Origin of the sequence: Streptomyces sp. NPDC050439 (assembly GCF_040655335.1) — a bacterium.
Taxonomy (GTDB): Bacteria; Actinomycetota; Actinomycetes; order Streptomycetales; family Streptomycetaceae; genus Streptomyces.
Genome location: NZ_JBFAJT010000003.1, coordinates 458,817 through 476,941, shown reverse-complemented (window position 1 = coordinate 476,941; position 18,125 = coordinate 458,817). Strand labels below are relative to the sequence as shown.

Sequence of the window (18,125 nt, the reverse complement as noted above, 5' to 3'; positions counted from 1 at the left end):
ACTCATTACCCCGGTAGGCGGTACCCCATCCCGCGTACCGTCTCCACGCGCTGCGCGCCCAGCTTCTTGCGCAGCGCCCGGACGTACACGTCGACGATGTTGGACCCGGGGTCGAAGTCGTACCCCCACACGTGCGAAAGGATCTGCTCCCGCGAGAGCACCTGCCCCGGATGGCGCAGGAAGAGTTCGAGCAGCACGAACTCACGTGCCGTCAGATCCACCGTCCGTTCACCCGAGCGCGCCCTGCGCGTGCGCAGGTCCAGCGTCAGGTCCCCGCCGCGCAGCACCGTCACCTCCGGGGCACCCGCCGCCGTACGCAGTCTGAGGCGGACCCGCGCGAGGAGTTCCTCGAAGCGGAACGGCTTGGTCATCCAGTCGTCCGCGCCGCCTTCCAGGCCCGCCACGGTGTCGCGGACCGAGTCGCGCGCGGTCAGCACGATGACCGGTGTGGTCACGCGGGCCTCGCGCAACTGCCGCAGGACCGTGAAGCCGTCTTTGCCGGGCAGGCCGATGTCCAGGACGACCAGGTCGAAGCCGCCGGTCAGGGCGTAGTCGTAGGCGGCGTCGCCGTCGCCGACGACGCTGGTGGTGAAGCCGTTGGCGCGCAGGCCCTTCTCGACGAAGGAGGCGATGCGCTCCTCGTCCTCGACGATGAGAATCCGGTTCATGTCAGTCCCGCTTCCTGTTCTCGCAGGTCGAGTACGAAGGTGGCGCCGCCGCCTTCCGTGGGCCGCAGCTCGACCTGGCCGCCGTGTCCTTCGGCGATCGCCCGCACGATGGCGAGGCCGAGTCCGGCGCCGGTGGCGCGGGCACCGCGGCGGGCGGTGCCGCGCCGGAAGCGCTCGAAGATCACCGCGGCGTCCTGTGCCTGGACGCCGGGTCCGCTGTCGGCGACGTACAACTCGACGCGGCCCCCCGCGCTGCGTGAGCCGATGCCGATGCGCTGGCCCGGGACGGTGTGCTGGACGGCGTTCTGGGCGAGCTGCACCATCGCCTGGGTGATGCGCTGCGGGTCGAGACCGGTCTCTCCTTCGGCCACTTCGGCGAGCCGCCAGTCCCGGTCGCCGAGTGCCCGTGCCTTGACGAAGACGTCCGCGGTCAGCTCGGCCAGCTGCACCGGCTGCGGGGTGACGAAGTCGGGCCGCTCGGACTTGGCGAGGAGCAGGAGGTCCTCGACGATGCGGCTCATCCGGTCCAGTTCCTCCATGACGATCCGGACCGTCTCCTCCCGTTCTCCCGGGTCGTCGCCCATCAGCTCCAGGTGGCCGCGCACGATGGTGATGGGCGTGCGCAGCTCGTGCCCCGCGTCGTCGACGAACTCGCGCTGGGCGGCGAACGCGCGCTCCAGGCGGTCGAGCATGCCGTTGAAGGTCTCGGCGAGCGCGGCGATGTCGTCCCTGCCCTGCACCGGGATGCGCCGGGTCAGATCCTGCTCGGTGAGCTGCGCGGCGGTCGTCCGCACCAGGCGTACGGGCTTGAGGATGCGGCCGGCGACCGCCCAGCCGATGCCGGTCGTCATCAGGAGGGCGACCCCGGAGATGGCGAGCAGCATCGTGAACACGTCGCCCGCCTTGGCCTGTTCGCCCTCCGGGTGGAAGGCGACGACGAACGCGGCCGCCGGATGTCCGGCGCTCGCCGCGATCTCCACCTTGGCCCAGCGGACCTCACCTCGGTCGCGGTGCAGTGTGCCGGTCGCGTCGGGGGAGTCGAAGACCGTGCGCAGCGCGGTGGGGTCCTCGGCGAGCGGATGATCTATCCGCTGCTCGCGTGCCTGTTCCTTCTTGGCGGGCGGCTTGCCGGAGCGGCCGACGAGGCCGAGCAGCTCCTCGTCGGGGTCGGCGTACTGCCGGGAGAGGAAGAGCCGCAGGAGGGGATCGGGAGCGGTGAACTTCCGGCCCGTGTGCGGGTCGACGCCTTCCCGGGCGAGGTTGGTGAACTCTCCGGTCTCCTGTGCGAGCAGCCGGTCGATGCGGTGGTCGACGTCGCGCAGCAGGACGGAACGCGTGGTGGCCGCGACGGCGGTGAGCGCGACGGCCATCACCACGAGCAGCCAGAGCAGGATGCGGACACGGGCGGATATCCAGCGGTGCGGGCGCTCAGCCGTCGTCACCGGGACCGTCGTCGTCGTTGTCGCCCTGTCCGCTGCCTTCGTTGCCGTCGTCATCGTCATCGCCCGTGGAATTCTCGCTCACCGGCGGCGGGGACACCGTCTCGTCGCTGGGCGTCGCCCGGGGCGTGGCGGGCTTCCCTGACGGCGAGGAGGAAGAGGACGAAGAGGGGGCTGAGGACGGCGAACCGCTCTCCAACTCCACCTTGGGCGGGGCCTTCGGCGGCTCGGGGCTGTCGGTCAGGGCGTAGCTGGTCGCGGCGATGCCGAGGGGGATCGCCACGACGGCGGCCAGAGCGGCCATGCGGTGGGAGAAGACCATGAGGGTGAGCGTGCGGGGCGTAGCGCGTCAGAAGCATGAGCCGCAGATGAAGAAACCCTCATCCGGCTCGTGCGGCGGACGACGGGTGACCCGGGACCGGAAGCCTCAGGAGTCGAGGCCGATCGCGAACGCCGCCTCCAGGTCGTGCTGCGAGTACGTGCGGAACGCGACGTGCGTGTCCGTCCCCTCCACGCCGGGGATCTTGCTGATCTTGCCGGGGATGACATCGGCCAGGTCGTCGTGGCGCGAGACGCGCACCATGGCGATCAGGTCGTACGTGCCGGTCACGGAGAAGACCTCACTGACGCAGTCGAGGGCGGCGATCGACTCGGCGATCTCCGGGATCCGGTCCACGCTGGTCTTGATGAGCACGATCGCGGTGATCACGGCTGACTGTCTCCCTCGGTAGCCGGTGCTGGCCTCTTCACTCTAGCCCTCCCGTCTCCCGCCCCCGCCCTTCCAAGGAGGCGCTCCGAGCCCGCCTCCTCATTCTCCTGTAGCGCACCCACGCGTACAGAAAGCCGAGCGAGAACCCGACCAGATGCGCCAGATACGCGACCCCCGGGCCCGCCGCGCCCTGCCAGGCCGCGAGCCACTGCAGCACCACCCAGAACGGCAGCACCACCCACGCCGGGAACCGCAGCGGCAGGAAGAAGAGGAACGGGAAGAGACTGGTGACCCGCGCCTTCGGGAAGAGGCTCAGGAAGGCGCCGAGCACCGCGGAGATCGCCCCCGAGGCGCCCACCAGGGTCTGGTCGGAGTCCGCGTGCGCGACGGCGTAGGCGAACAGGGCGAGATAGCCGCAGCCGAGATAGAAGAGCGCGAACTGGACGTGCCCCATCCGTTCCTCGGCCATCGCCCCGAAGACGAAGAGGAAGAGCATGTTGCCCAGGAGATGCAGCCAGCTGCCGTGCACGAAGAGCGCGGTGGCGGGGGCGAGCAGGGGCCGCGCCGCGCCGCTGAACAACTCGGAGGGGATCACGCCCCAGCGCTCGAAGTAGGCCTGCTGGGCGGCGAGCACCTCGTCTCCGGTGCCGTACGCGGGATTGAGCCCGGACACCGGCGAGATCACGAAGACCAGACAGCAGGCGGCGATCAGGCCGTACGTCACCGGGGCGGACTGCCCCCTGAGCATGCGGCCCGCCGTCGTACCCCAAGTCCTGATCATGAACAGAGCATGACGTAAGGGCAGCAAACCGTACAGAGCGCCCCGCCGCGTGGGAGGCCGCCGCATGGAGACCCTTACAGGCCTTAGGGTTACGGGCACCACGCACCATGGAATTCCGAAGGAAAGCGAACAGCCACGATGACGGTTCCTCTGCCGACCGACACGACCAGGTGGCGCTGCCAGCTCTGCGGCAACCTCACGCGCTTCGACGTGACCCGCAGTTCGAAGGTCGTCGAATATGTGCACCTCGACCTGGCCGGTGAGTCGAACATCGAGGAACGCGAGGTGGTCAGTGAGACCATCGAGTCGGTGCGCTGCCGTTGGTGCAACGCGGTGGACCAGGTGGAACTCGTGGACAGGCCGGGTGCCGGCTCCTGACGGAGCGGGCCCCGCACAGCTAGTGGGGTGACGGATGGTGGAGAGCGCGAGCGGGGAGCCGGACGACGGCGCCGCTGAGGTGCTCGACCGTCCGCTGCCCGACGGAGTGCGCCGAAGAGTCGTCCAGATCGTCTCGGACGGCTTCGGCGGGCTCACGGTCAGCGAACTGCCCGCACAGCTGCGGCAGTACGCCCGCTTCACGCCGACCCGGCGCACGAAGTTCGCGGGCAACGCGATGGCGGCGGCCCTGGAGGGCGACGCGCTCTTCCGGCAGCGCATCGGCGAACGTCTCAGAGAGGCGCAGCCCGAGCTCACCGGCGCCCTGGACGCGGGCTCACCGCCCCCGGCCGCGGACCCCCTCGATGTGGCGGCCGCGGCCTATGTGCTGCGTCCCACCGGCTGGGTGAAGCTGGTGACCGCCGCGGGTGAGGAGGCCCTGCGGGCGGACGCCGAGCGCGTCGACGACGAAACCCGGGCCGAGCTCGAACGGCTGCGCGAGGAACTCGCGGCGGCCCGCGGCCAGACGAAGGCCGAGACCGAGCGGCTGCGCACGGAACTCGAGTCGGCGAAGAAGGAAGCCGAATCGATGCATCGCAAGCTGCGCGGCGCTCTCAGCGACGTCAAGCGCGGCGAGGCGGCCCTGCGCAAGGCCGCCGCCGAGCACGACGCGGCACGCGCCGACGGCCAGGCGCAGCTGTCCGCCGCCGAGAGCGAGGGCCGGCGGCTCAAGGCCCGGCTCAGCGAGACCGAGGCCGCCCTGGAGGCCAGCCGCAGGGCGGCGCGCGAGGGCCGCAGCGTCGAGGACATGCGGGTACGGCTGCTGCTCGACACGGTCCTTGAGTCCGCCCAGGGGCTGCGCCGCGAACTGGCCCTGCCGCCCGTCTCCGTGCGGCCCGCCGAGACCGTGGACGCGGTCGAGCCGGGACGGATGACGCCGAAGGACATCGCCGCGCGGGCGCTCTCCGAGAACGACCCGGCGATCATCGACCAACTGCTCGCGCTGCCGCAGGCGCACATGGTCGTGGACGGCTACAACGTCACCAAGACCGGCTATCCGACGATGCCCCTGGAGAAGCAGCGGCTGCGCCTTCTCGGCTCGCTCTCGCAGCTCGCCGCGCAGACCGGCGCCGAGATGACCTGCGTCTTCGACGGGGCCGAACTCGCCGCGCCCGTGCTGCTCGCGCCGCCGCGCGGGGTGCGGGTGCTGTTCTCCAAGGCGGGCGTCACCGCGGACGAACTGATCCGCCAGCTGGTGCGCGCCGAGCCTCCCGGGCGCCCCGTGGTCGTCGTGTCGACCGACCGCGAAGTGGCCGACGGGATCGCGAAGGCGGGTGCGCGGCCCGTTGCTTCGGCCGTGCTTCTGAAGCGGCTCTCGCGCGGCTGACGCGCGCCGTTTTCGCACGCCCGGCGTACGCCGGTTTCGCACTCCTAAAGGCGTGCACGTAACTCCTGTTCCCTATGCCCGAATTGAGGCCCAGGTGACGCGACGTAGCGTCAAGAGATCATCACCGGCTGTGCGTTATCGGTAAAATATGCCTCCCGCACCCGACTTTTTGCCGGTCAGGATTTGAACTGATCACAAGAAGGTCACTAGGGTCTCGCCTCGAACCTCCGCTCGGTTGATCACCCATCCGGGGTGACAGCGGTGGTACCCGCCGACCGGTCCTCGGTAGGCGGCTGGAGGAAGAAGGAGCCGCCTTCGTGGCGTCCCACCGTCGACCCAAGCAGCCGAGCCGCGCGCGCGTGACCGTGCTCACCGCCACCGCCGCCGCTGCCGTCGCACTCACCTCCCAGGCGGCCAACGCGACGCCGAGCGAGAAGCCGAGCAAGGACGAGGTCAAGTCCAAGGTCGACAAGCTCTACGAGGACGCGGGCCGGGCCACCGACCGCTACAACGGCGCCAAGGAGAAGCAGGAGAAGCTCGAGAAGGAGATCGGCGAGCTTCAGGACAAGGTGGCCCGCGGCCAGGAGGACCTCAACGACCTTCGCGGCGGCCTCGGTTCGATGGCCAGCGCGCAGTACCGCTCCGGCGGCATCGACCCCTCCGTCCAGCTGTTCCTCTCCTCCGACCCGGACGACTACCTCGACAAGGCGTCCGCCATGGACCAGTTGAGCAGTCAGCAGGTCGAGGCGCTCAAGAAGGTCCAGGAGAAGCAGCGGACCCTCGCGCAGGAGCGCAAGGAGGCGTCCGACAAGCTCAAGGACCTCGCCGACACGCGCAAGGAACTGGGCAAGAAGAAGAAGGAAGTCCAGAGCAAGCTCGGCGCCGCCCAGAAGCTGCTCAACACGCTGACCGCCAAGGAGAAGCAGGAGCTCGCCGCCAAGGAGCAGCGCGCGAGCCGCGACGCCGGCGACCGTGTGGACCTCGGCAAGGAGGCCCCGGCCTCGCAGCGCGGCCAGGCCGCCCTGAGCGCCGCCGCCACGCAGATCGGCAAGCCGTACGTCTCCGGCGGCAGCGGCCCCAACTCCTACGACTGCTCCGGCCTCACGCAGTGGGCGTACAACCAGGCCGGTGTGCAGATCACCCGGACCACGTACACCCAGCAGAACGACGGGCCGAAGATCGGCCGAGGCGAGCTCAAGCCCGGCGACCTGGTGTTCTTCAACAGCCTCGCGCACGTCGGTCTGTACGCGGGCAACGGCCAGGTGCTGCACGCCCCGAAGCCGGGCGCCGTGGTGCGCTACGAGTCGATGTCGACCATCGGCTCCTTCCAGTTCGGCGTCCGCATCTGAAACGACCGGAGTGCCGCCCAAACGGGCGAATTCCGGCAACTCACGCTGACCCCACGCCCCGTCGGTGACCTGCGTCTCCGGCGGGGCGTCACGTTGTGTGCACGGCGGGGTCTTTGGCCGTGACGTGATCCCACGGCTACTCTCGCGCCCATTCCCCCGACGGATCGGGGGACTTTCCCCCGGTTCGCCCGGGGGTCCGTCATGCGGAGGGAGAGCGGCTTCCCGTGGGGTCCCATCGTCGTCCCGCGCTGTCCGGTCTGGACCGGAGCACGCGCGTAACCGTCCTGTCAGCCGCCGCGGCGACCGCCGCGGCCGCCTTCGCCGCACCGGCGGGCGCCGCACCGCAGGACACCCCGGCGACCACCAAGGCCAAGGTGGACCGCCTCTTCGAGCAGGCAGAGAAGGCCACCGAGGCGTACAACAAGGCCGACGAGCGCGCGGACACCCTGCGCGGGCAGGTCGAGCGGGCCAAGGACAGCGTCGCCCGCGGCCAGGAGCGCATCAACACGATGCGCGGCGCGCTCGGTTCGCTCGCCGGGGCGCAGTACCGCTCGGGCGGCATCGACCCCTCCCTGGCCCTGATGCTCTCCTCCGACCCGGACGGCTACCTGGACAGGGCGGCCACACTCGACCGCATCAGCGCCCGGCAGGCCGGTGAACTGACCGATCTGCAGCGGGCCCAGCGCAGCCTTGCCCAGGAGCGCACGGAGGCCGGACACAAGCTCGCCGAGCTGGAGAAGAGCCGCACCGCCGTGGCCCGCCAGAAGCGAGCCGTCGAACACAAGCTCGCCAAGGCCCGGCGGCTCCTGAACTCGCTGTCCTCGCGGGACCGTGAGGCGTACGACAGGTCATCGCGCTCGGGACGTGACGAGATGCCGGACCTCGGGAGCGCCGGGCCGGCCTCGTCGCGGGCCGCGGCCGCCATCGCGGCGGCCAGGTCGGCCATCGGCAAGCCCTACGTGTGGGGCGCCAACGGCCCCTCCGGCTTCGACTGCTCGGGGCTCACCCAGTGGTCGTACGCGCAGGCGGGCGTGGGCCTGCCGCGCACCTCGCAGGCCCAGCGGTACGCGGGGCGTCAGGTGCCCCTGGCGCAGGCGCAACCCGGTGACCTGGTCGCCTACCGCGACGACGCCAGCCACATCGGGATGTACATGGGCAATGGCCAGGTCGTGCACGCGCCCTACCCCGGCGCTCCCGTGCGCTACGACCCGGTCGGGATGATGCCGGTCTCGTCGGTGACGCGGATCTGACCGGCGGTCGGCGGCCCGCTGCCCTTACGATCTGAAACGTGGCTGGTCGCGGGCGTGGGTCGTGGGTCCTTGGGATGTGTGTCGCCCTGCTCGTCGGGTGCGGCGGTCCCTCGGCGCCCGATGCCGCGCCCGGCGACGTGCGCAGGCTGCTCGACCGGCGGGCGGATGCGGTGCTCGACCGGGACGCGAAGGCGTACCGCGCGACGGGCAGCGGCGCCGGGACCGCCGCCTACGACAACCTGCGCGAGGTCCCGCTGGAGTCCTGGGAGTACCGCCTGACCGGGTTCCGGCGCAGCGGCGCGCGCGCCACCGTGACCGCCGACCTGCGGTACCGCATCAAGGGCTACGACAGCGAGCCGCTCATCACCTCGCGCTCGCTCACGCTCCAGAAGCGCGACGAGCGGTGGTACGTCGTCGCTGAGCGGCCCGCGAAGAAGGCCACGCAGCAACTCTGGGACCAGGGGCCCGTGACGTCCGTACGGGGCGCTCACAGCCTCGTGCTCGGCGTGGGGCGCGGCGAGCGGGAGAAGACGACGCTGCGCGAGTACGCGGCCCTCGCCGACCGGGCGGTCCCCCTGGTGCGGGACGCCTGGGAGGGCAAGTGGCCGCGGCGGGTCGTCGTCATGGTGCCCAAGTCCCTCGACGGCATGGCGGGGCTGCTCGGCGCGCCCGCTTCGGGCTATCAGGGGATCGCGGCGGTGACCACGGGGGAGACGGGCGGCTCCGGCGAGGCGCCCGCGGACCGCATCATCGTCAACCCCGAGGCGTACGGCGTGCTCGGCGACTTCGGCAAGCAGGTCGTGCTCACCCATGAGGCGACCCATGTCGCGACCCGCGCGCACACCTCGCCGGCCACCCCCTTGTGGCTCTCCGAGGGCTTCGCCGACTGGGTGGGCTACCGCGGCACGGGCCGCACCGCCGCACAGGCCGCTCCCGAGCTGCGCCGTGCCGTCCAGGGGGAGCGACTGCCGGGCGCGCTCCCCGAGGACGACGACTTCGGCTTCAGCGGGGACGCGGGCAAGCTCGCGCAGGCGTACGAGGGGTCGTGGCTGGCCTGCCGGATGATCGCGGACCAGTGGGGCGAGGAGAGCCTGACGGACTTCTACGAAGCCGTCGGCGAGCGGGAGAAGAGGCCCGGTGCGGTGGAGGACGCGCTGCGGGACGTCCTGGACATCTCCCTGGAGGAGTTCACGGCGCAGTGGCGTACGTATCTGCGGGCCGAGCTCGGCTGACCTCCTCGGACGCCGACGCCCGCGCACGGGCCCGCGGTTCGGACACCGTCTGCCGCCACAGGTTCCGGCAGGCGAGCAGCGCCGCCGCGACGAGCAGACCGTTGCGGACGAAGAGCAGGGTGATGCCCAGCGGGTCGCTCGCCACGACGTGCGAGAACCAGACGGGGAACTCCAGGAACGTGACGAACGTGGCCGCGAGCACCAGGTGTGCGGGCAGCGCCATGCGGCTCGCGCGAAACGCCATGCACACGGCGGCGACCCCGACCAGCCACAGCAGGTACTGCGGGCTGATGACCCGGCTCGTCGTCGTGAACAGCAGTACGGCGACGAAGGCCGTGTCCGCGACCGTGCTCGCGGACCACACACGGGCCCGGAGCCGCCACAGGAGGAGCCAGCAGAAGGCGGCCACGGAGAGCCCCTGCGCCACCGTGCTGACCAGCGAGACGTAGGGGCCGAGGAACTCCACCGAGCCGTAGTTGAGCTGTACCTCGCCCTCCCAGCCGAGGTGGCGCGCGACGTGGAAGACGAGCGCGCCGAGCGACTCGACCTCGGTGCCGCGGTCGCGCTGGAAGGTCAGGAAGGCGAGCGCGCCGGGCATCGTCACCAGGAAGGCGAGGGTCAGGCCGAGTGCGGTGGCGACCGCCGCGCCCCAGGAACTCCGGGTGGCACGCGCGCGTGGCATGCCGACGAGCAGCAGGGCGGGCCACACCTTCAGCAGCGCGCCGAACCCCGCGAGGGCCCCCATCGCGCGGGGGTGCCGCGCCCCGGCGAGCAGCGCGGCGACCGCGACGGCCGTCACCATCACGTCGTAACGGGCGTAGACGGTCGGCCCGAGCAGCGCCACGCCGAGAACCCACACCCAGGCCCCGCGGAGGGACTTGCCGGGCCGCCGGCCCGCGTACAGGAGCAGTCCGCAGACGAGGGCGTCGGCGAGGAGGGCGAGCAGGAAGAAAGCCGACGTGTAGTCCACGAAGGGCAGCAGGGCGGGGGAGAGGACCGCGAGGGCGGCGGCGGGCGGGTACTGCCAGGTGACGTCGTCCAAGGGGAAGGTGCCGGTGCGCAGGACCTCGTACCAGCCCTGGTAGATGACGGCGACGTCGCTGGTCACGTCGGGGCCGGGGGCGGTGAGCACCTTGAAGACGCAGAGCAGCAGCACTGTCCTGGTCAGGACCCAGACGGTCAGGATCCGCGCCACGCACACCACGCCCCTTTTCGGATACTTCATTGTGGTTCGTGGAGTCATGATGCCGGGCGTGGCCGCGAATGGGCCGAGAGGCACGCTCTGCCGGGCTTTCGGTACTGTCGGCGACGATGCACAAGACCCTGATCGTCACGAACGACTTCCCGCCCAGGCCCGGTGGCATCCAGGCGTTCCTGCACAACATGGCGCTGCGCCTGGACCCCGAGCAGCTCGTCGTCTATGCCTCCACGTGGAAGCGGGGGCGCGAGGGCGCCGAGGCGACGGCCGCCTTCGACGCGGAGCAGCCCTTCAAGGTCGTACGCGACCCCACGACGATGCTGCTCCCGACCCCGCGCGTCACGCGGCGCGCGATCTCGCTGCTGCGGGAACACGGCTGCGAGTCGGTGTGGTTCGGGGCAGCGGCGCCGCTGGGGTTGATGGCCCCGGCGCTGCGCAAGGCGGGCGCGAGGCGCCTCGTCGCCACGACGCACGGACATGAGGCGGGGTGGGCGCAGCTGCCCGCCTCACGCCAACTGCTCCGCCGCATCGGCGATTCGACGGACACGATCACCTATCTGGGCGAATACACGCGCTCGCGCATCGCCGCGGCGCTCTCGCCCGCGGCGGCGGGGCGGATGGTGCAACTGCCGCCGGGCGTCGACGAGAAGACGTTCCACCCGGGCTCGGGTGGTGAGGCCGTGCGGGCCCGTCTCGGCCTGACGGACCGGCCGGTCGTGGTGTGCGTCTCGCGGCTCGTGCCGCGCAAGGGGCAGGACACGCTGATCCTCGCCATGCCGCGGATTCTGGCTCGGGAGCCTGAGGCGGTGCTGCTGGTCGTGGGGGGCGGCCCCTACGAGGCGGACCTGCACAAGCTGGCCGCCGAGACCGGGGTCTCCGACTCCGTCCGCTTCACGGGGTCCGTGCCCTGGGAGGAACTTCCCGCCCACTACGGCGCGGGTGACGTCTTCGCGATGCCGTGCAGGACCCGGCGGGGCGGGCTCGACGTCGAGGGCCTCGGGATCGTCTACCTGGAGGCTTCGGCGACGGGCCTTCCGGTCGTGGCCGGCGACTCCGGCGGGGCGCCGGACGCGGTGCTCGACGGTGAGACGGGCTGGGTCGTCCGGGGCGACTCCCCGGAGGCCGCCGCGGACCGGATCATCCCCCTGCTCGCCGACGGGGAGTTGCGGCGGCGCATGGGGGAGCGGGGCCGGGAGTGGGTGGAGGAGAAGTGGCGCTGGGATCTCCTGGCGGAGAGGCTCAGGGAGTTGCTCTGAGCGCCTGAGGGGTTGCCGCCGGGGGTTGCGGGGCGACTGACGGCCGTCTGGGGCTGGCCGCGCAGTTCCCCGCGCCCCTCAAACGCCTACTGGGGTGCCGCTGGCTGTTGTTGCGCGGCTGACCGCCGTCTTGGGCTTGTCGCGGGGGGGTGGGGGGGGGCGCCCGGTGGGGGGGGGGGGGGCGGGCGCCCCCCCCCCCCCCCCCGGGGCGCGGGGAACTGCGCGAGCAACCACGCACGACCGCAAGTCGCCGAGGAAGCAGGACCCCCCACGGCGAGTGGGCGGATCCGTCAACGCTACCCGCGGTACAACGCCTCGATTTCGTCTGCGTAGTCCTTGGCGACAACGTTCCGCTTCAGCTTCAGGGACGGCGTCAGATGGCCCGACTCCTCCGTGAACTGCGAGGCGAGGACACGGAACTTGCGGACGGACTCCGCCTTGGAGACCGCCGCGTTGCCGTCGTCCACCGCGGTCTGGATCGCGGCGAGAAGGTCCGGGTCCTCGCGGAGCGACGCCGCCGTGGAGTCCGCCGGCTTCCCGTGGTCCAGGGCCCACCGCCCCACGAACTCGTCGTCCACCGTGACGAGCGCGCCCACGAAGGGCCGCCCGTCGCCCACGACCATGCACTCCGCGACAAGCGCGTGCGCGCGGATACGGTCCTCGATCACCGCGGGAGCGACATTCTTGCCGCCCGCCGTCACGATGATCTCCTTCTTGCGGCCGGTGATCCGGAGGTAGCCGTCCTCGTCGAGCGTGCCGATGTCACCGGTGTGGAACCAGCCGTCGGCCAGCGCCTCTTCGGTCGCGCCCTCGTTGTTCCAGTACTCCGTGAACAGGTGCTCGCCGTGCAGCAGCACCTCGCCGTCGTCGGCGATCCGGACGACCGAGCCGGGCAGCGGCTGACCGACCGTGCCGATCTTCTGGCGGTCCCACGGGTTGAAGGCGGTGGCCGCGCAGGACTCCGTCAGGCCGTAGCCCTCAAGGACGGTGAAGCCGATGCCGCGGAAGAAGTGGCCCAGCCGCTCACCCAGCGGCGCGCCGCCCGAGATGGCGTACTCGCCGCGCCCGCCGAGGACGGCCCGCAGCTTGCTGTAGACCAGCTTGTCGAACGTCTTGTACTTGATCTTCAGGCCGAGCGAGGGCCCGCTCGCGGTGTCGAGCGCGCGGCTGTACGCGATCGCCGTGTCCGCGGCCTTGTCGAAGATCTTGCCCTTGCCGTCGGCCTGCGCCTTGGCGCGCGCCGAGTTGTAGACCTTCTCGAAGACGCGGGGGACGCCCAGGATCATGGTCGGCCGGAACGAGGCCAGCTCGTCCGTGAGGTTCTTGACGTCGGGCGCGTGGCCCAGCTTGATCGGCGCCATCAGCGCGCCGACCTGGACCAGGCGGCCGAAGACGTGCGCGACGGGCAGGAAGAGGAGCACCGAGCACTCGCCGGTACGGAAGAGGGGTTTGAGGCGCTCCACCACGTTGCCGCACTCCGCGAAGAAGCTGCGGTGGGTGAGCACACAGCCCTTGGGGCGGCCGGTGGTGCCGGAGGTGTAGACGATGGTGGCCGGGTCGTCGGCTCCGGCGACCGCGCTGCGCTCGTCGACGGTCTCCTCGGAGACCTCGGCGCCCGTGCGGTTCAGCTCGTCGACGCCGCCGCCGTCGATCTGCCAGACGTTGACCAGGTCGGGAAGACGGTCGCGCACGGATTCGACGGCCGCGCGGTGCGCGTCGAGCTCCACGATGATGCCCGCGGCGCCGGAGTCGCCGAGGATCCACTGGATCTGCTCGGCCGAACTCGTCTCGTACACGGGCACGGTGACCGCGCCCGCGCTCCAGATGGCGAAGTCGAGGAGCGTCCACTCGTAACGGGTGCGGGACATCAGGGCGACACGGTCGCCGGGGCGCACTCCGGAGGCGATGAGCCCCTTGGCCGCCGCGCGTACCTCGGCGAGGAAGGTCTTGGCGTTGACGTCCTGCCAGGTGCCGTCCACCTTGCGGCCGATGACGGCGACATCCGGGTGCTGTGCGGCATTTCTGCGGACGATGTCGGTCAGATTGCCGTCCGCAGGGACCTCGTACAGGGCCGGAAGGCTGAACTCGCGCAAGACTGCTGCTCCTACATAGGGCGCCGGCGCCACGACGTTGTGCGATGCGACGGTGCGGTCCAAGATCGGGCAGGTGCTCCGGGGGAAATGGGGGGAAAGACAGCTGGAGCACTACTGGACTGCCCGGACGTTACCCATGGGTATGGCTTGTTCGGTAGGGGGTCCGGGCCAGATGTTCGGTGCGTCACACGACGTTGTGGTCTGAACCGCACAGTACGCCACGCCATTCCCGACTCGGAAGTAACCGCAGGTCCGCCCCCTTCTGCGGGCCTCTACCCACGTCTGCCCGCTCGTTCTAGGGTGATCGGCATGCCAGGTTTCCGGGTCAATGTGGTCAGTGACGTGCACGGCAACACGAAGGACCTCGCCCGCGCGGGCGAGGGAGCCGACGCGCTCGTCTGTCTCGGTGACCTGGTCCTCTTCCTCGACTACGCCGACCACTCGCGCGGCATCTTCCCCGACCTCTTCGGCAAGGAGAACGCCGATCACCTGGTCGAGCTGCGCACCGCCCGCCGGTTCGAGGAGGCCAGGGAGTTCGGATCCCGGCTGTGGGCGGGGATAGACCGCGCGCCCGCCATCGAGAAAGCGGTGCGCAAGCAGTACGCCGAGATGTTCGCCGCCCTTCCCACACCGACGTACGCCACCTACGGCAATGTCGACATACCGACCCTCTGGTCCGAGTACGCGAACCCCGGCACCACCGTCATCGACGGCGGCCGGGCCGAGATCGGCGGCCGGGTCTTCGGCTTCGTCGGCGGCGGCCTGCGCACGCCCATGCGGACGCCGTACGAGATCAGCGACGAGGAGTACGCGGCCAAGATCGAGGCCGTCGGCGAGGTCGACGTGCTCTGCACGCACATCCCGCCGGACGTCCCCGAGCTGGTGTACGACACCGTCGCGCGCCGCTTCGAGCGCGGCAGCCGAGCCCTGCTCGCCGCCATTCACAAGACCCGCCCGCGATACGCACTTTTCGGCCACGTTCACCAGCCGTTGACCCGGCGCATGCGGATCGGGGCGACGGAGTGTGTGAACGTGGGGCACTTCGCGAGCTCGGGCAGACCATGGGCCCTGGAGTGGTGATGGTGGGCCACTTCGTGCGCGGTAGCCTTCACGCGTCACACACGTACACACCACCCCCCGTACCGGACCGCATCTGGAGGAGCCACAGAGATGGCGGAACACACCAGCTCGAGCATCACGATCGAGGCGGCACCGGCCGAGGTGATGGGGGTGATCGCCGACTTCGCGCGCTACCCGGACTGGACGGGTGAGGTGAAGGAGGCGGAGGTGCTCGACACCGACGAGCAGGGCCGCGCCAAGCAGGTCCGCCTCGTCATGGACGCGGGCGCGATCAAGGACGACCAGACGCTCGGGTACACCTGGACCGGCGCGAACGAGGTCAGCTGGACCCTCGTCAAGTCGCAGATGCTGCGCTCGCTCGACGGCTCGTACCTCCTGAAGCCCGTGGGGACCGGCACGGAGGTCACCTACCGGCTGACCGTCGACGTCAAGATCCCCATGCTCGGCATGATCAAGCGCAAGGCGGAGAAGGTCATCACCGACCGGGCGCTCGCGGGCCTGAAGAAGCGCGTGGAGTCCGGCGCGAAGTAGCACCGGCGGGGGAGATCCGCCGCGCGGCGGCGGGACTCACCTCACGTACCGTTCACTCCCATGCGCACCCTCCTCGTCACCGGCCCCGGCGGCTCGGGCCGGACCACCGTCGCCGCGGCCACCGCGCTGTCCGCGGCCCGCGAGGGGCACCGGACGCTGCTGATCTCCGCCGACCCCCTCGACGCGGACCACGCGAACCTCACCCTGCGCGGACTGACCCCAGGCGACGAGTTCCGGGACGACCTCCTGGCCCTGCAGAACCGCGCGGGCTCCGCGCTCGACCTGCTCGGCGCCGGACGCCTCGACGGCGAGGAGCTCACCCCCCTGCCCGGCAGCGACGAACTGGCCCTGCTGCGCGCCCTGCGCGACGCCGGACAGAGCGCGTACGACACCGTCGTGGTGGACCTGCCCCCGGTGCCCCGCGCCCTCGCGGTCCTCGCCCTCCCCGAGCAGCTGCGCCGCTATCTGCGCAGGCTGCTGCCGCCCGAGCGGCAGGCGGCCCGCGCCCTGCGGCCCATGCTCGGCCGCATCGCGGGCGTCCCGATGCCCGCCTCCTGGCTGTACGAGACCGCGGCCCGCTGGGACACCGAACTCGCCGCCGCGCAGGCGGTGATCGAGCACCCCGGCACGACGGTCCGCCTGGTCGCCGAGCCCGGACCCGCGGGCTCCGACGCCGTGCGCGCCGCCGCCACCGGCCTCGCCCTGCAGGGCCTGCGCACCGACGCCCTGCACGCCAACCGGGTCCTCCCGGACGACACCGCCGACATCTGGCTCTCCGGGCTCGTCGCCCAGCAGCGCAAGACGCTGGTCGAGTGGGCACAGACGTACGGCGACAGCCTCGGCACGCTCCCGCACCTGGGCCGCGACCCGCGGGGCGCCGACGACCTGGCCGCCCTGGGGGCGCCCGCCCCCGCCGCGGCCCCGGCCCCCGTCCCGTGGCGCGTGGTCGACGCACTGGCGGACGAAGGCGTACTGGTCTGGCACATCCCGCTCCCCGGCGCCGTACGCGAGGAGCTCGGCCTGATCCGGCGCGGGGACGAGCTCGTCCTCACCGTCGGCACCCTCCGGCGCATCGTGCCCCTGCCGTCCGCCCTGCGCCGCTGCTCCGTCGCGGGCGCCGGGCTGCGCGACGGCGAGCTGCGGGTCAGGTTCGCGCCGGACCCCGATCTGTGGCCGCGGACACGGTGAACGCACAACCGCCGTTCGGGTAACGTCGAGGGTACGAATCCACCTGGACCGCCCTCCGCAGGAGTCTTCCGTCATGAGTGATGCCACCGAGCGCGAAGTGCCCGAACCCGAAGTGGCCGACACCGACGCCGACGCGTGGGAGAAGGCGTGCGCCGAGGATCTCGCGGCGGAGAAGGCCCGGCGCCGTGCCCAGTACGGGCCGCCGCCCGCATCGGCCGGCGAGGAGCTGCGCAAGCTCGTCGACGCCGTCTCGGAGAAGCTGTCCGGGCTCCAGGGCCCGCTGTTCGGCGCGGTCGCGCAGGGCGCCGTCGAGCAGACCGTGCGGCAGGTCGTGCAGCAGGCGAAGGCCGCCGTCGAGCCCGTCATCGAGCGCAACCCCGACGTCTTCGACCACCTCGCATCCGCCGGCAGCGAACTGCTCGCCGCCTACCGCTCCGCGGTCGAGGGCCAGGAGGGCCGCTGGACCCGCGGGAGCGACGCCGCGAAGGGCCCCGACCCGCGCGACGAGGGCCCCGGTCCCGCCGAACACATCGACCTGGACTGAACACCCCTCGGGTACGGTTGCCCATAGCGGGGCTCGACCGAAACTGAGGGACACATGGGACTCACCATCGGCGTCGATATCGGCGGCACCAAAATCGCGGCCGGAGTGGTCGACGAAGAGGGCACCATTCTCGACACCCACAAGGTGCCCACGCCGCCGACCGCCGAAGGCATCGTGGACGCGATCTGTGCCGCCGTCTCCGGAGCCGGCAAGGGGAACGACGTGGAGGCCGTCGGCATCGGCGCCGCCGGCTACGTGGACGACAAGCGCGCCACCGTTCTCTTCGCACCGAACATCGACTGGCGCCACGAGCCGCTGAAGGACAAGGTCGAGCAGCGGGTCGGCCTGCCGGTCGTCGTGGAGAACGACGCGAACGCCGCGGCCTGGGGCGAGTACCGCTTCGGCGCGGGCCAGGGCCACGAGGACGTCATCGTCATCACGCTCGGCACGGGCCTGGGCGGCGGCATCATCATCGGCAACAAGCTGCGGCGCGGGCGCTTCGGCGTGGCCGCCGAGTTCGGACACATCCGGGTGGTTCCCGACGGGCTGCTGTGCGGCTGCGGGAGCCAGGGCTGCTGGGAGCAGTACGCCTCGGGGCGCGCCCTTCTGCGGTACGGGCGGCAGCGCGCCAACGCGACGCCGGAGAACGCGGAGATCCTGCTCGGTCTCGGTGACGGCACCGTGGAGGGCATCGAGGGCAAGCACATCAGCGAGGCGGCCCGGCACGGCGACCCCGTCGCCGTCGACTCCTACCGCGAGCTGGCCCGCTGGGTCGGCGCGGGCCTCGCCGACCTGGCCTCGCTCTTCGACCCCTCCGCGTTCATCGTGGGCGGCGGTCTCTCCGACGAGGGCGAGTTGGTGCTCGACCCGATCCGCAAGTCGTTCCGCCGGTGGCTCATCGGCGGGCAGTGGCGTCCGCACGCGCAGGTGCTCGCCGCGCAGCTGGGCAACAAGGCGGGGCTCGTGGGCGCCGCCGACCTGGCGCGCCAGGGGTGACCTCCGGCTGATCTCGAACGAGGCCCGCTGTTCCCTTCCGGGGGCGGCG

The 18,125-nt window shown here is 71.4% G+C and carries 18 protein-coding genes; 11 read left to right on the top strand and 7 right to left on the bottom strand.

Annotation, left to right across the window (positions count from 1 at the left end):
• Positions 1–5: 5 nt before the first annotated feature.
• The 5 genes from AB0I66_RS15185 to AB0I66_RS15165 all read right to left on the bottom strand — a co-directional run bounded on the left by AB0I66_RS15185 (position 6) and on the right by AB0I66_RS15165 (position 3,597).
• Entirely contained in the window at positions 6–668 is a 663-nt protein-coding gene (locus tag AB0I66_RS15185; protein ID WP_344520200.1) for a response regulator transcription factor, read from the bottom strand.
• On the bottom strand, positions 665–2,164 hold the full coding sequence (locus tag AB0I66_RS15180) for an ATP-binding protein (protein ID WP_363208283.1): 1,500 nt from the start codon (positions 2,162–2,164) through the stop codon (positions 665–667). Before AB0I66_RS15180 ends, AB0I66_RS15185 begins: the two co-directional genes overlap by 4 nt.
• A complete protein-coding gene (locus AB0I66_RS15175) occupies positions 2,097–2,429 on the bottom strand; it encodes a small secreted hydrophilic protein (RefSeq protein ID WP_363208282.1) in 333 nt (110 codons plus the stop codon). Before AB0I66_RS15175 ends, AB0I66_RS15180 begins: the two co-directional genes overlap by 68 nt.
• Before the next feature lie 105 nt (positions 2,430–2,534).
• A complete protein-coding gene (locus AB0I66_RS15170; protein ID WP_363208281.1) occupies positions 2,535–2,816 on the bottom strand; it encodes an Lrp/AsnC ligand binding domain-containing protein in 282 nt (93 codons plus the stop codon).
• 37 nt (positions 2,817–2,853) lie between these two features.
• Complete coding sequence (locus AB0I66_RS15165; protein WP_363208280.1) at positions 2,854–3,597, bottom strand: rhomboid family intramembrane serine protease; 744 nt, start codon at positions 3,595–3,597, stop codon at positions 2,854–2,856.
• 138 nt (positions 3,598–3,735) lie between these two features.
• Between AB0I66_RS15165 and AB0I66_RS15160 the strand changes: the two genes are divergently transcribed.
• The 5 genes from AB0I66_RS15160 (at position 3,736) to AB0I66_RS15140 (ending at position 9,190) form a co-directional block, all read left to right on the top strand.
• Positions 3,736–3,975: a hypothetical protein gene (locus AB0I66_RS15160; RefSeq protein ID WP_363208279.1), complete on the top strand. Its 240-nt coding sequence runs from the start codon at positions 3,736–3,738 to the stop codon at positions 3,973–3,975.
• Positions 3,976–4,009: 34 nt separating this feature from the next.
• On the top strand, positions 4,010–5,359 hold the full coding sequence (locus tag AB0I66_RS15155; RefSeq protein WP_363208278.1) for an NYN domain-containing protein: 1,350 nt from the start codon (positions 4,010–4,012) through the stop codon (positions 5,357–5,359).
• A 317-nt stretch (positions 5,360–5,676) separates the two neighbouring features.
• Positions 5,677–6,708 carry an NlpC/P60 family protein gene (locus AB0I66_RS15150; RefSeq protein ID WP_363208277.1) on the top strand — a complete coding sequence of 344 codons (1,032 nt, stop codon included), beginning with the start codon at positions 5,677–5,679 and terminating at the stop codon, positions 6,706–6,708.
• Between the two features lie 224 nt (positions 6,709–6,932).
• A complete protein-coding gene (locus tag AB0I66_RS15145) occupies positions 6,933–7,958 on the top strand; it encodes an NlpC/P60 family protein (protein ID WP_363208276.1) in 1,026 nt (341 codons plus the stop codon).
• A gap of 74 nt (positions 7,959–8,032) precedes the next feature.
• Positions 8,033–9,190 carry a hypothetical protein gene (locus AB0I66_RS15140; RefSeq protein ID WP_363208685.1) on the top strand — a complete coding sequence of 386 codons (1,158 nt, stop codon included), beginning with the start codon at positions 8,033–8,035 and terminating at the stop codon, positions 9,188–9,190.
• Here AB0I66_RS15140 and AB0I66_RS15135 read toward each other — a convergent pair.
• Entirely contained in the window at positions 9,147–10,415 is a 1,269-nt protein-coding gene (locus AB0I66_RS15135; protein WP_363208275.1) for a glycosyltransferase family 87 protein, read from the bottom strand. The two genes, AB0I66_RS15140 and AB0I66_RS15135, sit on opposite strands and share 44 nt — an antisense overlap.
• Before the next feature lie 86 nt (positions 10,416–10,501).
• On the opposite strand from AB0I66_RS15135, the gene AB0I66_RS15130 reads away from it, so the two are divergent.
• On the top strand, positions 10,502–11,644 hold the full coding sequence (locus AB0I66_RS15130; protein WP_363208274.1) for a glycosyltransferase family 4 protein: 1,143 nt from the start codon (positions 10,502–10,504) through the stop codon (positions 11,642–11,644).
• A gap of 296 nt (positions 11,645–11,940) precedes the next feature.
• Here the strand turns inward: AB0I66_RS15130 and AB0I66_RS15125 are convergent, their stop codons facing one another.
• Positions 11,941–13,737 (bottom strand): AMP-dependent synthetase/ligase, encoded by a 1,797-nt coding sequence (locus tag AB0I66_RS15125; RefSeq protein WP_363208273.1) that lies wholly within the window; start codon positions 13,735–13,737, stop codon positions 11,941–11,943.
• A gap of 309 nt (positions 13,738–14,046) precedes the next feature.
• Here AB0I66_RS15125 and AB0I66_RS15120 point away from each other — a divergent pair, with 309 nt between their 5' ends.
• From AB0I66_RS15120 to AB0I66_RS15100, 5 genes are all read left to right on the top strand, one after another.
• Positions 14,047–14,817, top strand: coding sequence for a metallophosphoesterase (locus AB0I66_RS15120; RefSeq protein WP_363208272.1), 771 nt, complete (start codon positions 14,047–14,049; stop codon positions 14,815–14,817).
• A 90-nt stretch (positions 14,818–14,907) separates the two neighbouring features.
• Complete coding sequence (locus AB0I66_RS15115; RefSeq protein ID WP_363208271.1) at positions 14,908–15,348, top strand: SRPBCC family protein; 441 nt, start codon at positions 14,908–14,910, stop codon at positions 15,346–15,348.
• 60 nt (positions 15,349–15,408) lie between these two features.
• Entirely contained in the window at positions 15,409–16,536 is a 1,128-nt protein-coding gene (locus AB0I66_RS15110; protein WP_363208270.1) for an ArsA-related P-loop ATPase, read from the top strand.
• A 73-nt stretch (positions 16,537–16,609) separates the two neighbouring features.
• Positions 16,610–17,080, top strand: a complete 471-nt coding sequence (locus AB0I66_RS15105; protein WP_363208269.1) for a DUF5304 domain-containing protein — start codon at positions 16,610–16,612, stop codon at positions 17,078–17,080.
• Between the two features lie 54 nt (positions 17,081–17,134).
• Positions 17,135–18,076, top strand: a complete 942-nt coding sequence (locus tag AB0I66_RS15100) for an ROK family glucokinase (RefSeq protein WP_363208268.1) — start codon at positions 17,135–17,137, stop codon at positions 18,074–18,076.
• The last annotated feature ends 49 nt before the right edge of the window (positions 18,077–18,125 follow it).